Annotated in this window: 15 protein-coding genes; 2 read left to right on the top strand and 13 right to left on the bottom strand. The window is 41.8% G+C overall.

Translation table 11 applies throughout. The annotated features are described in order from the left end of the window. Positions 1-11: 11 nt before the first annotated feature. From holB to yceD, 11 genes are all read right to left on the bottom strand, one after another. Complete coding sequence (gene holB / locus C7Y70_RS05665) at positions 12-899, bottom strand: DNA polymerase III subunit delta' (RefSeq protein ID WP_099294176.1); 888 nt, start codon at positions 897-899, stop codon at positions 12-14. A gap of 1 nt (position 900) precedes the next feature. After that, positions 901-1,527 carry a dTMP kinase gene (tmk, locus tag C7Y70_RS05670; protein WP_135473708.1) on the bottom strand — a complete coding sequence of 209 codons (627 nt, stop codon included), beginning with the start codon at positions 1,525-1,527 and terminating at the stop codon, positions 901-903. Positions 1,528-1,560: 33 nt separating this feature from the next. After that, complete coding sequence (gene mltG, locus C7Y70_RS05675) at positions 1,561-2,556, bottom strand: endolytic transglycosylase MltG (protein ID WP_135473709.1); 996 nt, start codon at positions 2,554-2,556, stop codon at positions 1,561-1,563. After that, entirely contained in the window at positions 2,550-3,371 is an 822-nt protein-coding gene (pabC, locus tag C7Y70_RS05680; protein WP_135473710.1) for an aminodeoxychorismate lyase, read from the bottom strand. The genes mltG and pabC overlap by 7 nt, the downstream gene beginning before the upstream one ends. Positions 3,372-3,425: 54 nt before the next feature. Then, entirely contained in the window at positions 3,426-4,667 is a 1,242-nt protein-coding gene (gene fabF / locus C7Y70_RS05685) for a beta-ketoacyl-ACP synthase II (RefSeq protein WP_135473711.1), read from the bottom strand. Positions 4,668-4,780: 113 nt separating this feature from the next. Then, entirely contained in the window at positions 4,781-5,017 is a 237-nt protein-coding gene (gene acpP / locus C7Y70_RS05690) for an acyl carrier protein (protein ID WP_016707440.1), read from the bottom strand. Positions 5,018-5,257: 240 nt separating this feature from the next. Then, positions 5,258-6,004: a 3-oxoacyl-ACP reductase FabG gene (fabG, locus tag C7Y70_RS05695; RefSeq protein ID WP_135473712.1), complete on the bottom strand. Its 747-nt coding sequence runs from the start codon at positions 6,002-6,004 to the stop codon at positions 5,258-5,260. A gap of 13 nt (positions 6,005-6,017) precedes the next feature. Continuing rightward, positions 6,018-6,944 carry an ACP S-malonyltransferase gene (gene fabD / locus C7Y70_RS05700; protein ID WP_135473713.1) on the bottom strand — a complete coding sequence of 309 codons (927 nt, stop codon included), beginning with the start codon at positions 6,942-6,944 and terminating at the stop codon, positions 6,018-6,020. 59 nt (positions 6,945-7,003) lie between these two features. Continuing rightward, on the bottom strand, positions 7,004-8,047 hold the full coding sequence (gene plsX, locus C7Y70_RS05705) for a phosphate acyltransferase PlsX (RefSeq protein WP_099294190.1): 1,044 nt from the start codon (positions 8,045-8,047) through the stop codon (positions 7,004-7,006). Between the two features lie 12 nt (positions 8,048-8,059). Continuing rightward, entirely contained in the window at positions 8,060-8,230 is a 171-nt protein-coding gene (rpmF, locus tag C7Y70_RS05710) for a 50S ribosomal protein L32 (RefSeq protein WP_008109865.1), read from the bottom strand. A 9-nt stretch (positions 8,231-8,239) separates the two neighbouring features. Beyond that, on the bottom strand, positions 8,240-8,764 hold the full coding sequence (gene yceD, locus C7Y70_RS05715) for a 23S rRNA accumulation protein YceD (protein ID WP_099294192.1): 525 nt from the start codon (positions 8,762-8,764) through the stop codon (positions 8,240-8,242). A gap of 142 nt (positions 8,765-8,906) precedes the next feature. On the opposite strand from yceD, the gene C7Y70_RS05720 reads away from it, so the two are divergent. Continuing rightward, on the top strand, positions 8,907-9,503 hold the full coding sequence (locus C7Y70_RS05720; RefSeq protein WP_135473714.1) for a nucleoside triphosphate pyrophosphatase: 597 nt from the start codon (positions 8,907-8,909) through the stop codon (positions 9,501-9,503). Here the strand turns inward: C7Y70_RS05720 and C7Y70_RS05725 are convergent. Further along, on the bottom strand, positions 9,500-10,147 hold the full coding sequence (locus C7Y70_RS05725) for an HAD-IA family hydrolase (RefSeq protein ID WP_135473715.1): 648 nt from the start codon (positions 10,145-10,147) through the stop codon (positions 9,500-9,502). The genes C7Y70_RS05720 and C7Y70_RS05725 overlap by 4 nt on opposite strands. Beyond that, positions 10,144-11,109: a 23S rRNA pseudouridine(955/2504/2580) synthase RluC gene (gene rluC / locus C7Y70_RS05730; protein WP_099294198.1), complete on the bottom strand. Its 966-nt coding sequence runs from the start codon at positions 11,107-11,109 to the stop codon at positions 10,144-10,146. Before rluC ends, C7Y70_RS05725 begins: the two co-directional genes overlap by 4 nt. Before the next feature lie 614 nt (positions 11,110-11,723). On the opposite strand from rluC, the gene rne reads away from it, so the two are divergent. Then, on the top strand, positions 11,724-14,481 hold a 2,758-nt coding region (gene rne / locus C7Y70_RS05735), incomplete at its 3' end, for a ribonuclease E (protein ID WP_135473716.1).

A 14,481-nucleotide genomic window follows, 5' to 3' on the forward strand; every position in this document is an offset into this window, starting at 1 on the left:
CCTAATTATTGTTATCTACGAAGTGAATACGCTAACTTCGAAACAGCTAAAGACAAATTGAGTCCTAACACTTGAGTACAATTTTGATAAAAATCGTTTAAAGAATTTTGCGCCTGTTGATACGCATCAAATTCCATGCCAGCGATTAGCTGCTGCTTTAGTTGCTCTGTCAAAAATAAACAAAAAACTCGAACCAGATCGTTATCTTTACTAATAATATCCACTAACGCACTGAAATTATGACCTTGTTTTAGCTCAGTTGCAAATTTATAGAGTTGGTCAATTGTTTCTAGTTGATCCTTTTGCTGCCATGTTTGCACTAACAAAGGTTGTTGAAAAAACAGGTGAAGCCATGGATAGTCAATAATTTGTAACGATGCTAGCCAATGTTTGGCCTCCTGAGCTTCGCCAACCTGGACATCGATTCTAGTACAGCGACTTAAAATTGTTGCTGGCAGTTGTGATGCTGCATTAGTCGTTAATAATAAAAAACGCTGTGAACTTGGCTCTTCAAGCGTCTTTAATAAGGCATTTGCTGCGGCTGTGGTCATTTTGTGGCAATCTTTTATGATCACCACTTTATTGCCGTTTTGCGCAGCTGAATGACTCATAAAGTGGCTCACCGTACGAATATCATCAACGCCAATACTCTGCCCATCAATTACCACATTAAATTTGTCGGGGTGTGTGCCCGCTTGATTCAACTGACAGCTCTTACATTGCCCACAAGGTTGAACACCGCTTGGGTGTTGGCATAATAATGCATTTGCAAGTTGTTCAACTAAGGCTGTTTTACCAACACCTTGTTGGCCATTAAATAATTGACCATGATGAAACCGCCCAGCAGCAAAGCTGGTACTAAGTTGTTGTTCAATATTGTTGAGCCATGGGTAAGTCATATTAATTATTACTTTGTAAAAACTGCTCTAACACCGCAATGATATCATTATGAACTTGCGCCATTGTTTGATTTGCATTGACCGTTTTAATAGAGTCATCACTATTTGCTAGCGCTAGGTAGCGTGCACGAGTGCGTTCAAAAAAACTCAGTGCTTCTTGCTCAATTCTATCTAGTTCTCCACGGCCTTTTGCTCGCGCTAAACCAATTGACGGCTCAATATCTAAGTAGATTGTTAAATCAGGTTTTAGCCCTTTTAAAACGATATCAGAGAGTGCTTTTAAGGTTGTTTGTTCGATTTCGCGCCCACCACCTTGGTACGCTTGTGATGATAAGTCATGACGGTCGCCAAGCACCCACTGATCATTATCAAGCGCAGGGCGGATAACATTATTAACTAACTGAGAACGTGCGGCATACATGATCAACAATTCAGTTTCGCTGGCTATCGTCTCTTGGTGATTGGCTTTTACCAAACTACGAAGTTGCTCAGCAAGCGGTGTTCCTCCTGGCTCTCGTACATTGACAAAATCAACATTATGCTGGGTTAAAAACTGCTGACAAATTGAAATAGCAGTTGATTTACCCGCTCCTTCTAGCCCTTCGATCACAATAAATTTTGCTGTCATGGTATCTCTTTTAATTATTCAGATTGCAACTGTTCAGTTACTTAACTGTTTTTGGTAACGTAAGTAATCTTGCACAGCTTTATTATGTGCTTTGAGTGTTTTTGAAAATTGATGGCTGCCATCGCCTTTCGCAACAAAATACACATAATCAGACTCAGGTGGGTTTACTGCTGCTAGAATTGCCGCCTTCGAAGGCATCGCAATAGGCGTTGGCGGTAGACCATTTATTCTATAAGTATTATACGGTGTGTAACTAGTTAGGTCTTTGCGTTTTATATCACCATCATACGCAGTACCTAAGCCATAGATTACAGTAGGGTCAGTTTGTAGACGCATTTTTGAGTTAAGACGATTAGTAAAAACAGACGCTATCATAGGTCGCTCACTGGCAAGGCCGGTTTCTTTTTCGATAATTGAGGCCATAATCAACGCCTCGTAAGCAGTATTTATTGGCAAATTTTTAGCACGTTGCTGCCAAGCATCAGTTAAAACCTGTTTCATTAAAATATGTGCACGCTTAAGCAATAAACTTGCACTATCACCAGCATGGTAGTGATATGTATCTGGGTATAACCAGCCTTCCAAATGCTGATCTGATCCTATGATTTGTTGGCTCAAATTATCAAGAGTTAAATCTTGGTTTAATTTAGTGGCATTTTCAATTGCAGCGAGCACATCCCGCAATGTTTGCCCTTCAATAATAGTGAAACTAAAGCTAACTTGTTCACCCTCATTTATGCGACGAATATTATCAATTACACTACCTTGGTTTAGCTCATATAGGCCAGCTTTCAAATCAGTGAGGCTAGGGTCTAACTTTGCCACTATCTGATACTTAAAGCAGCTATCCAGCCATTTTTTTGCCTGCCACTGCTGACATAGCTTATTAAACCCCGTGCCATTTTTTACTTCAAATTGGGTATTCTCAGGAACGGCTAATGTACTATTAATGGTTGCTTGCAACTGTTGATAGCCAACCCCTGTCGTTAACAAGGCTAAAACTATAATACCTATTATCACTTTTAACACGTAAACTCCTTGGCGGTTAAACCATTTAATACGCTTAAACTATTCTTAATATCAAAGTAAGCATCATCAATCGCTTTTACTGGTATAACGCCCATTAGGCTATTGCAGATAAACACTGCATCCATTTGTTTTAATTGTTCTATTGTTAAGTTTTCAAACTCAATGGGTAATTTAGCACATAACGATTGCAGGTAAACTCCTTTAATTCCACACTCGTTTAGCAAAGGGCTAAAGAGTCGTCCGCCTTTAATTGCAAATACGTTGGCAGCCGAAGTTTCTATAACATTATTTCGATAATCAAGAACCAGTACATCATCACTATCCTGTGTTTGCATGGCTTGCTTAATCATGACTTGCTCTAGCCTGTTCAATGTTTTAAGCCCAGCAAGTAATGGTTGAGATGCTAATTTAATGGGGCTAACAGCTAAGCTAAGGCCTTTTGAACTCAGTGCTTCATATTGTGTTGGAAAATCCACAACACTGATCACAATGTTTAATAACGGCTGCTGTGGTAAGCCGTACCCACGTCCGCCTTCACCGCGCGTAACGAGTACTTTAAGGACTGCACGTTTTTGTGTTGCAATAAGCTGATTGATTACGGCTTCAAGTTCAATAAACTCTATTTCAGGAAATGCTAAACGGCTTGCGCATTCAATTAATCGCGCACGGTGCAGTGACCAATGTTCTACATTGCCGTCAATAATCTTTGCTGTAGTAAAAAAACCATCACCATAGTTTAAGCCGCGATCACGACTACTAACAACTCTAGGTTGTTCAGTGATTATGTTTTGTTGTATTCGCTGTTTATTCTGCATATAAAAAAGCCCAGTCACAACTGGGCTATTATTCTGTTTCGTTGTTTAAAAAGATTATACCTTTTTAAATAGCAACGAGCCATTAGTACCACCAAAACCAAACGAGTTACATAATGCGTAGTCTAATTTCGCATCACGTGCCGTATGAGGAACATAATCCAAATCACAGCCTTCGTCTGGGTTATCAAGGTTAATTGTTGGGCTTACTTTTTGATCTTGTAACGACAAGATTGTAATTATTGACTCAACCGAGCCTGCAGCACCTAACAAGTGGCCCATCATTGATTTAGATGAACTTACCATCACATCTTTTGCAGCATTACCAAAGATAGATTTAACCGCAGAGGTTTCAGCCTTGTCACCTGCGTTAGTTGATGTGCCGTGGGCGTTAATGTAACCCACTTGATCAGCATTAACACCTGCATCGTTTAACGCATTTTCCATCGCAAGGGCTGCACCTGCACCATCTTCAGGTGGTGAAGTCATATGAAATGCATCACCGCTCATGCCAAAACCAACCAGTTCTGAGTAAATTTTAGCACCACGGGCTTTAGCATGTTCGTATTCTTCAAGTACGATCACACCTGCACCGTCTGCAAGTACAAAACCGTCACGATCTTTATCCCAAGGACGCGACGCCGCTTGTGGGTCATCGTTACGAGTTGAAAGTGCGCGAGCCGCGTTAAAGCCACCCATACCAATAGGTGTCGAGGCTTTTTCAGCGCCCCCTGCTACCATGGCATCTGCATCACCGTAAGCAATCATACGAGCTGCATGGCCAATATTATGTAAACCTGTAGTACAGGCAGTTACAATCGAAATATTTGGACCACGTAGACCGTGCATTATCGATAAATGACCTGAGATCATATTGATAATAGTCGACGGCACGTAAAAAGGAGAAAGCTTACGTGGGCCACTGTTTAATAATTTTATGTGGTTTTCTTCGATTAACGTTAAACCACCAATGCCTGAACCAACAGCAACACCAACGCGCGGTGCGTTTTGCTCTGTGATCTCAAGGCCAGAATCTTGTAGTGCTTGAACACCCGCCGCTATGCCATATTGGATAAACAAATCCATTTTTTTAGCATCTTTAGGCGACATATTATAGTCAGACGCATTAAAATCATTCAGCAAGCCTGCGAACTTGGTACCAAAACTTGAAGTATCGAAATGCGTGATAGTTTGAATACCACTTTTGCCATTTAACAAGCCTTGCCAGGTTGATTCAACATCGTTACCTAGCGGTGTCAACATTCCTAAGCCAGTTACGACTACTCGACGTTTAGCCACGGGTTGCCTCCAATAAGGGAATTATTATTTTAGGTGGGGTGTGTACTAAATTAATTAGTATCATATTACGGATAGATTAAGGGCAGCGAATGCTGCCCTTAATTTGCGATTGATTACTCAGCGTGAGCTGTAACGTAATCGATTGCAGCTTGTACTGTAGTGATCTTTTCAGCTTCTTCGTCTGGGATCTCAGTGTCAAACTCTTCTTCAAGAGCCATTACTAATTCAACAGTATCAAGTGAATCTGCGCCTAAGTCATCAACGAAAGAAGCTTCGTGCTTTACTTCTTCTTCTTTAACACCTAGTTGCTCAATGATGATTTTCTTTACGCGTTCTTGGATGTCGCTCATTCTTCTTTCCTTTATTAAAAACGCCAATGCGTTATTTTCAGATTGCGGCGTAGTTTACGGCGCATAATTCTGTGATTCAAGGATTTGCTGATAATTATTTATCTGGTCAAACCTCTTGAGGGTTATTTGTGTCTTTTATCGCTTATTTTCACAGCGAATTCAAGTATGTTTAAAGCAAGATCACAAAAAATTCAACATTTTTCGACAAACTCGCTGAAAACTAATTAGGAACAAAGTTCCTTAAACCATGTACATTGCGCCGTTAACGTGCAGCGTTTCGCCCGAAACGTAAGCCGCAGCATCTGATGCTAAGTAACAAACAGCAGCTGCAATTTCATCTGGTTGACCTAAACGCCCTGCAGGCACATTAGCTAGCGTTGCTGCTTTTTGCTCTTCTGTCAACTCGTCTGTCATATCGGTTTGGATAAAACCAGGTGCAACGACATTGACTGTTATACCACGTGATGCAACTTCACGCGCTAATGATTTAGAAAAACCAATTACGCCAGCTTTAGCTGCAGCGTAGTTCGCTTGCCCAGCATTACCCATAGTGCCCACTACTGAGCCTATGTTAATAATACGGCCATTCTTTTTCTTCATCATTGGGCGTAATACCGCTTTCGATAAACGGAAAATAGAGCTTAAGTTGGTATCGATTATGTCGTCCCACTCACCCTCTTTCATGCGCATTAATAAATTATCACGGGTAATACCGGCATTATTAACTAAAACGTCAATATCACCTAAATCTGCTTTTATCGCCGCAAGTGTCGCTTCAATCGATGCAGGATCGGTTACGTTTAACGCATAACCTTTACCATTATCACCTAAATACTCACTGATTTTAGCAGCACCTGATTCGCTTGTAGCAGTACCTGCTACTTTCGCACCTTGTGCAACCAGTGTTGTTGCAATCGCTTTACCAATACCACGGCTTGCACCAGTAATAAGGACTACCTTGCCCTCTAATGAAAATAAATTTGCCATTCCTATCCTACTCTTATTTAGCTTCATCAATGGCAGGTTGGCTATTTACCGAACCACATACCATTGCTTTGTCAATACGTTTTGCTAACCCCGTCAATACTTTACCTGGGCCAAATTCATAGCTTTGGGTAATACCCTGCGCTACCAATGCTTGCACTGTTTCAGTCCAGCGTACTGGGCTATATAATTGACGTACTAATGCATCTTTAATTGCATCAGCTGCATTTTCTGCAATAACATCAACATTATTGATTACATCACACTTAGGTGTATTAAATGTTAAAGCGGCTAAATCAGCTGCTAATTTATCAGCGGCTGGCTTCATAAGCTCACAATGTGAAGGTACACTAACGGATAATGGCAATGCACGTTTAGCACCTGCTTCTTTACACGCTTGTGACGCTCTATCTACTGCCGCTTTATGTCCTGCAATAACGACTTGTCCTGGTGAGTTATAATTTACCGGTGCGACAACTTCACCTTGTGCTGATGCGCTACAGGCAGCTTTAATTTCATCATCACCAAGACCGATGATTGCAGCCATAGAACCCACACCCGCAGGTACAGCTTCTTGCATATATAAACCGCGGTTTTCAACAAGTTTTACTGCCTGAGCAAGGCTCAGTACATCTGCACATACTAATGCAGAGTATTCGCCTAAACTGTGACCTGCCATCGTCACCTCTGCGTCTGGGTTTGCAGCTAACCACTGACGATAAATAGCAACCGAAGCGGTCAATAAAGCAGGTTGAGTACGGTGGGTTTGATTTAGTTCTTGTTCTGGACCATTCAGTACGAGTGCTGCTAAGTCGTAACCAAGTGCATCTGATGCCTCAGCAAATGTCGCTTTTACAATGTCAGACTCTGCAAGTAACTCACTTAACATACCCACAGATTGTGAGCCTTGACCTGGAAAAACAAGTGCGATTTTTTGTGCCATACTTTGCTCTTTTAATTAAACAAATAAAAAATATTTAAGCATGCGCCTGACAACATAAGTCACTCGTCAGACGTTACTTTTTTAGTTGAATGTGTTTGCTCGAAGATAGCGGCTATTTTTTCTGGAAGTTGACGTTCTACTTCTCTGGCGGCTTCATCGATAGCAGCATGAAATGCTTTAGCTGATGCATTTCCATGGCTTTTTACAACAATACCGCGCAATCCTACCAGACTTGCGCCGTTATACTGGTCGGGGTTCACCCTTTTATATAGTTTTTTTATGACAGGGCGTAGCATAAAAGCCATGCATTTATAGAAAAAGTGCTTTCTTAGCGCTTTTGTTAGCTTAAACATAATAAGCTTAGCGATACCTTCGCAGGTTTTAAGGGCAACGTTACCGACAAAACCTTCACAGACGATGACATCAGATTTACCAGTAAATATATCGCTGCCTTCGCTGTAGCCGGTGTAATTTAAGTAATCACATTGCTGCATCAGCTGCGCGGCTTGCTTAATATCTTCATGACCTTTTATATCTTCTGAGCCGATATTTAATAGGCTTACTTTCGGGTTATCACAACCGAGCGCTTGTCCTGCGACTACTGAACCCATAATGCCAAATTGATATAAGGTTTGTGCATCACAATGCACATTGGCACCTAAATCAAGTAAATAGACAGGGTGTTTTTGCTCAGTCGGAACCGCTGAAATCAGTGCAGGACGCTTAACGCCGGGCAACATTTTCAATACGTAATGCGCCATAAAAAGTAAGGCACCGGTATTACCAGCACTTACGCACGCTTGTGCCTCACCTGATTTAACTAAATCAAGGGCTACACGCATTGAAGAATCTTTTTTAAAACGAACAGCTAAAGCCGGTTCACAACCATTAGTGACAACTTCACTGCAATGACGAATAATTAATCTTGGATGAGATAAAGAATCGAGGGAATCAAGTTCATTAGATATTACTTGCTCGTTGCCACATAAGATGAGTCTTAAGTTGGCATTAGCATTTACCGCGTTAACGGCTGCGGGGATAGATGAACGGGGGCCATAATCGCCCCCCATCATATCTAACGCAATGGTTAGATTAGTCAGCATATAAGCAATCTCTTAGTTAGAAATTACTTGAACGCCTTTGTAGTAACCATCTGCAGTCACGTGGTGACGACGATGAGTCTCACCAGATGTTTGGTCTACAGTTAAAGTTGGACCACTGATCGCATCGTGTGAACGGCGCATGCCGCGTCTTGCACGAGACTTTTTGCTTTTTTGTACAGCCATAGTCTTCTCCTAAGAATCTTTCTTAAGTTGTTTCAAAATATCAAATGGATTTGGTTTATCATCTTCCGCCTTTAATACACCAAAGCTGGCAGGCTTTGCTGAATAACTGCATGAAGCTTCGTTGTGTGTAGGCACTAATGGAACTGCTAAAAGTAGTTCGTCTTCGATTAAATCAAACACGTCTATTTCACCATTTTCATCAAGTGCTACTTCATCGTAGTCTTCTGGAAGATCATCTGACTCTGCATCCAAACCGACTGGCGAATAAACAAAGTCTTGATCCAAATCCAACCCTAAATCACCATTACAACGTTGACAAGTTACAGTTACGTGTGTCGACAAATTGCCGCGAACCACAACAAAACCTTGCTCATCGTTTTTGCAATGAATTTTTACCGCTATTTCACCTACTTCTTCCTGGATAACTTCTCGTAAACGAGTCAGTTTTTCAAGCTGAACAATACCGTCATAACTTAAACGGTGCTGAGCTGCTTTGCCTGGATGAAGAGTGATGGGAATTTTCACCTTTTGCATAGGGGCTGCATCATATAGATAGTTACTTGGTTAGTCAAAGTAAAAAACCATTTTACACTGGTTTTTCCTGATTCATTTCTTTGTTTTGCCAACAGATCTGATTTATCCTAACTCAATCTGATTTTCATTAGGAAAATAATCCATGCGCCACTCACTTATTTTAGCTTCAAGCTCACCCTTTCGTCAGTCTTTATTGCAAAAATTTAATCTTCCGTTTGCCAGTTTTTCCCCCGATGTTGACGAAACACCGATTCCCAACGAATCACCACGTCAATTAGTAATGCGCTTAAGCGTCTTAAAAGCACGTGCCGCACAAGGGAGATTTAACGAAGGCTTAGTGATCGGCTCAGACCAAGTGGCGGTTTTTAACGGGCAAATCCTAGGTAAACCGCACAATAAAGAAAACGCCATTAAACAATTGAGCTTATTTAGTGCAAACACCGTCACCTTTTTAACTGGTTTAACTGTCTACGATATAAGCAAAGATACGTTACAAACTATCGTAGAACCTTTCGAGGTGACATTCAGAACACTCACATCGGCACAAATAAGTGCTTACTGTGATGCCGAGCAACCTTACAACTGCGCAGGGAGTTTTAAAAGCGAAGGACTCGGTATATGTTTATTTGAAAAACTCAGCGGCGATGATCCAAATAGTTTAATCGGGCTACCACTGATTAAACTCAGCCAATTGTTGGCTGAGTTTGGTTTAGATGTACTAGACAACCAGACAAACTAATCGAGTAACAGCGCAGATAATTGCTGATATGAGCCAACCGTAGCAATTGGCTCAAATTCATTTAGCTGCACTTCATTATGCACACCCATAGTGACACCTACGCGGTCAATATGCGCAGCCTGAGCCATCGCCATATCAATTTTGGTATCGCCAATCATCAGCGCTTCATCAGCACTTACATCAAGCTCACTAAGTAGCTGAAGCAACATCTCTGGTGACGGTTTAGATTGCGCATCATCACTTGTGCGCGTGGCCGCAAAATGATGGTCAAGCTTGGTTTCATCCAATAAGCGCTCAAGCCCTACTCGGCTTTTACCTGTTGCTACCGCTAAAATAACGCCTTTGTCTCTCAACCTTGCCAATGTGTTTGCTACATCGGTAAATAAAGGCGTAGGTGTTGCATCAACATGTTTATACTGATGCTTATATTGTGCAATCAAATCAGCGTATAAATTGGCGTTATCGGGGAATAAAGTCGCAACGGCATGCTCAAGTGATAAGCCAATAATATTTTTTATTGCCTCATCACTTGGCGCAACTAAGCCGCACTTTAATGCAGATTCGTGCATACAATTAACTATTTTAGTCACCGAATCCATGATGGTGCCATCCCAATCAAATATCACTAACTTATAATTTTTCACGATTTAGCTGCGCGTAATGTCTTTATGCAATTAGTTAACGTTTTATCAAGTGGCGCTTCAACACGCATAGTTGTTTCATTTTTAGGGTGATAAAAACTCAAATCATGGGCATGTAAAAATAATCTGTTTAAACCGATTTTACGCATACCCGCATCAAATGCCTGATCGCCATATTTATCATCACAAGCAATTGGATGACCTTGGCACTGGGTATGAACACGAATTTGGTGAGTACGCCCTGTTACCGGTGATGCTTGTACTAATGAACATTCATCAAAACGTTCAAGTACTTTAAAGCGGGTATGAGAAGGCTTGCCTTCTTCGCTATTATCTACCCGTACAATACGCTCGCCTGACTGTAACGTATTTTTGCGTAAGCCCTCTTTCACATTCTTGGTTTTAGATTCCCACTGGCCATCGACCAGTGCCCAATAATTTTTTTCCATGGTTTTTTCACGCAATTGCTCATGTAAAGCTGTTAGTACAGAGCGGCGTTTTGCGATTAATAAACAACCTGAAGTGTCACGGTCAAGTCGGTGAACAAGTTCAAGGCTACGCTCATCAGGACGTAATGAACGCAAAGCTTCTATTAAACCGTAACTTAAGCCACTGCCACCATGTACAGCCATACCCGAAGGCTTGTTGATCACAATAAGGTACTTGTCTTCAAATAAAATAGCGTCTTCTAATTGTTTAACTTTCTCAAGCTTGCTTGGCACAAAGTCGTCTTGACGCTCTGCAATTTTAATCGGAGGTATACGTACTACATCATCAAGCTGAAGTTTATACACAGGTTTGATACGCTTTTTGTTAACTCGCACCTCACCTTTACGGAGAATTTTATAAACAGCGCTTTTAGGCACCCCTTTTAAATGGGTAATAAGAAAGTTATCAATCCGTTGACCTAGGTGGTCTTCGGTAATCGTGACGAAAGATACTTGTAAGCCGGTTTTTTCTGACATTGCCTAATCACTGATTTAAGTAAAATAATTTAGTTGCTAACACGGTTATAATAGTGGGATAATCACCTTCGCAAATTTAATTTGCAATAACAACGGTGCTTTTTAACACATTAAGACATTCGTGATGCACATTCTAGGTAATTGATCATACAGATCCGAGATAAGTTTTCCAAAGCTTTTATACAGACCTAGTTTACACGTGCGTTCAATTAACGACGGTGCGCGTAATATATCGTAAGTTAAGTTTGAGCATGAACAGCCTTAATTGCAGAAATAAAAGCAATTTGAACAGATAATTTGTCTGATCGTGACGGCGTAAAAACGCCGTTCAGCAGATGTGCTGTAAATATACAAGTTAATTTAATAAATGGTCGACTCTGCACAGAACTCGAATACGATGCTGTAAAACAGCCGCTAGTTTTGTCGCCATTATGAATCTAATAACGTGACAACACGTTATTGTCAGCCAGCACCATAAAGATACTTGTAAAACAATACAGCACCAAGCTCCGCCACAGACCCAGTCGTGAGACTGCATAAAAAGAAGCGACTGGAGCAACTGAACAGGCGAAAAGTTTCGTCATGTCAGCGACATAACACAGTAGAGTAACAATATGAAACGTATGCTAATCAATGCGACGCAGCAAGAAGAAATGCGCGTAGCACTGGTTGATGGCCAGCGCCTGTATGATTTAGATATCGAAAGCCCGGGTCACGAACAAAAAAAAGCCAATATTTATAAAGGCAAAATAACACGCATTGAACCGTCATTAGAAGCAGCCTTTGTTGATTACGGCGCTGAACGTCACGGTTTCCTTCCTCTAAAAGAAATCGCTCGTACATACTTCCCGCAAGGTTACACCTTCCAAGGTCGTCCGAACATTCGTGACGTAATTAAAGAAGGTCAAGAAGTTATTGTACAAGTTGATAAAGAAGAGCGCGGCCAAAAAGGCGCAGCACTAACTACTTTTATCAGCGTAGCAGGTAGCTATTTAGTTCTTATGCCCAATAACCCTCGTGCTGGCGGTATTTCACGTCGTATTGAAGGTGATGAGCGTACTGAACTTAAAGAAGCATTGAGCCGTTTAGAATTGCCTAAAGGCATGGGCTTAATCGTGCGTACTGCGGGTGTTGGTAAATCGTTTGAAGAACTAAACTACGATTTAAAAGCACTCCTTGTGCACTGGGATGCGATTCAACAAGCATCTAATAGCGGCAAGGCACCGTTTTTAATCCACCAAGAAAGTAACGTAATTTTCCGCGCTATTCGTGATTATTTACGCCGTGACATTGGTGAAATCTTAATTGATAAACCGCGTGTATTTGAAGAAGCAAAAGCCCATATTGAGCGTTTTCGCCCTGACTTTATGAGCCGTGTAAAGTTATACTCTGGCGAAGTGCCATTGTTTACACACTACCAAATTGAAAGCCAAATCGAATCTGCTTTCCAACGCGAAGTCCGCTTGCCTTCTGGTGGTTCAATTGTTATTGACCCTACAGAAGCACTTACCTCTATCGATATCAACTCATCAAAAGCCACTAAAGGCGGAGATATCGAAGAAACAGCATTGAACACAAACTTAGAAGCAGCAGACGAAATTGCCCGCCAATTACGCTTACGCGACTTAGGTGGCCTGATTGTTATCGACTTTATCGATATGACGCCTCCACGCCATCAGCGTGAAGTAGAAAATCGTTTAAAAGACGCTGTTCGCCCAGATCGTGCCCGTGTACAAATTGGTAAAATTTCACGCTTTGGCTTACTTGAAATGTCGCGTCAGCGCTTACGCCCTTCATTAGGTGAAGCAAGCCAAGGACCATGTCCTCGTTGTAGTGGTCAAGGTACTATTCGTTCAAACGAGTCAATTGCGTTATCAATTCTACGTTTAATCGAAGAAGAAGCCATTAAAGACAATACAGCGCAAGTAAACGCACAAGTGCCTGTTGCTGTTGCTGCTTACTTACTAAACGAACAACGCCGTAGCGTGCACCGTATCGAAAAACGTCATAGCTGTGATGTAGTAATCATTCCAAATCAACACATGGAAACACCACACTACGAAGTTATGCGCTTGCGCAAAGATGAAACACTCGAAACAGTAAGTTACGACCAAGTTGTAGCGCCTGAGCCAGAAGTGTTTGAAACATCTAAAACACCCGCTGTTGCAGTACGTGAAGAGCCAAGATTGAAAGGTGTTGTTATGCCTTCAACGCCAGCACCTCAAGTAACTGAAAAGCCAGCTCCAGCGCAACAAGCCACAGCCCCTCAAGCTACTGCACAGGTTGGCCTTTTAGCTAGCATTGGTAATTGGTTTAAATCTTTATTTGCTGACTCAACTGAAAAGAAAGAGCCAGAGAAAAAAGAGCAAACTAATAAACCAAACACGCGTAATAACCGTAATCGCAACAATGATGGTGATAATCGCCGTCGTAACAACCAGCGTCGCCGTAATAACAACTCTCGCAACAAACCTCAAAATGAGCGCACTTCTGAGGAAACAGCTAACGTTGATAATACAACTACCGAGCAAAAAGAGAATAGAAACGAGAACCGCAACAAGCGCCGTCGTAACCCTAATTCTCGTAAGCGTAATGAAAATCGTAACGATGATAAAAAGCCAGCAACTGACGTTAAAGAGTCTGTAGAAAACAAAGACACTAACGTAGAAAAAACTGAGCAAAAGCCAAAAGCGCGTCGTCAACGTCGTAACATTCGCAAGAAAGTTCGTGTGCAAAATGACGACACTGCAGCTGTAAATTCAACAACGACTGAACAGGCACCAGCTCAACAACCTGTTAAAGCAACTGAAGAAAAGCCAGAAGCTAAACCTGTTGTTGCAACTGAACAAGTGGAAACACAAGCAAATACAAATGCGGACAAAGCACCTGAAGCAGCAAAACCTGAGCCAGAACAAAATATGGCTCCTGAACAAGATGCATCAGCTGATGAAGAGCAAGGACAGGCACGTACTCGTTCACGTCGTTCACCTCGCCACCTTCGTGCTGCAGGCCAACGTCGTCGTCGTCCTGAACAAGGTGAAGAAGGCAGCGAAACACAAAGTACGCAGCCTCCTGCATTTATTCCTGTTGCGGATCAAGCGGCCGCAGAATATGAAGCTGAACTTAAGGCAAAATCTGAAAAAACAGCAACTGATGCATCTAAGCAAGTAGAGCAAGCTGTTGTAGCTGAAGATTTAGCTAAGGTTGAAACAGCTGAGCAAGCACCTGCTGTAACTGAAGAAGCACCTGCTGAAACTGAAGAAGCACCTGCTGCAACTGAACAAGCACCTGCTGCAACTGAAGAAGCACCTGCTGCAACTGAAGAAGCACCTGCTGCAACTGAAGAAGCACCTGCTGCAACTGAAGAAGCAC

Origin of the sequence: Pseudoalteromonas sp. KS88 (genome assembly GCF_004766475.1) — a bacterium.
Classification (GTDB): Bacteria; Pseudomonadota; Gammaproteobacteria; order Enterobacterales; family Alteromonadaceae; genus Pseudoalteromonas.

What these genes read in the sequence shown, in the direction of transcription:
- holB (WP_099294176.1), bottom strand. Translation starts at nt 899, where the DNA reads ATGACTTACCCATGGCTCAACAATATTGAACAACAACTTAGTACCAGC.
- tmk (WP_135473708.1), bottom strand. Translation starts at nt 1,527, where the DNA reads ATGACAGCAAAATTTATTGTGATCGAAGGGCTAGAAGGAGCGGGTAAA.
- pabC (WP_135473710.1), bottom strand. Translation starts at nt 3,371, where the DNA reads ATGCAGAATAAACAGCGAATACAACAAAACATAATCACTGAACAACCT.
- acpP (WP_016707440.1), bottom strand. Translation starts at nt 5,017, where the DNA reads ATGAGCGACATCCAAGAACGCGTAAAGAAAATCATCATTGAGCAACTA.
- fabG (WP_135473712.1), bottom strand. Translation starts at nt 6,004, where the DNA reads ATGGCAAATTTATTTTCATTAGAGGGCAAGGTAGTCCTTATTACTGGT.
- fabD (WP_135473713.1), bottom strand. Translation starts at nt 6,944, where the DNA reads ATGGCACAAAAAATCGCACTTGTTTTTCCAGGTCAAGGCTCACAATCT.
- plsX (WP_099294190.1), bottom strand. Translation starts at nt 8,047, where the DNA reads ATGCTGACTAATCTAACCATTGCGTTAGATATGATGGGGGGCGATTAT.
- rpmF (WP_008109865.1), bottom strand. Translation starts at nt 8,230, where the DNA reads ATGGCTGTACAAAAAAGCAAAAAGTCTCGTGCAAGACGCGGCATGCGC.
- yceD (WP_099294192.1), bottom strand. Translation starts at nt 8,764, where the DNA reads ATGCAAAAGGTGAAAATTCCCATCACTCTTCATCCAGGCAAAGCAGCT.
- C7Y70_RS05720 (WP_135473714.1), top strand. Translation starts at nt 8,907, where the DNA reads ATGCGCCACTCACTTATTTTAGCTTCAAGCTCACCCTTTCGTCAGTCT.
- rluC (WP_099294198.1), bottom strand. Translation starts at nt 11,109, where the DNA reads ATGTCAGAAAAAACCGGCTTACAAGTATCTTTCGTCACGATTACCGAA.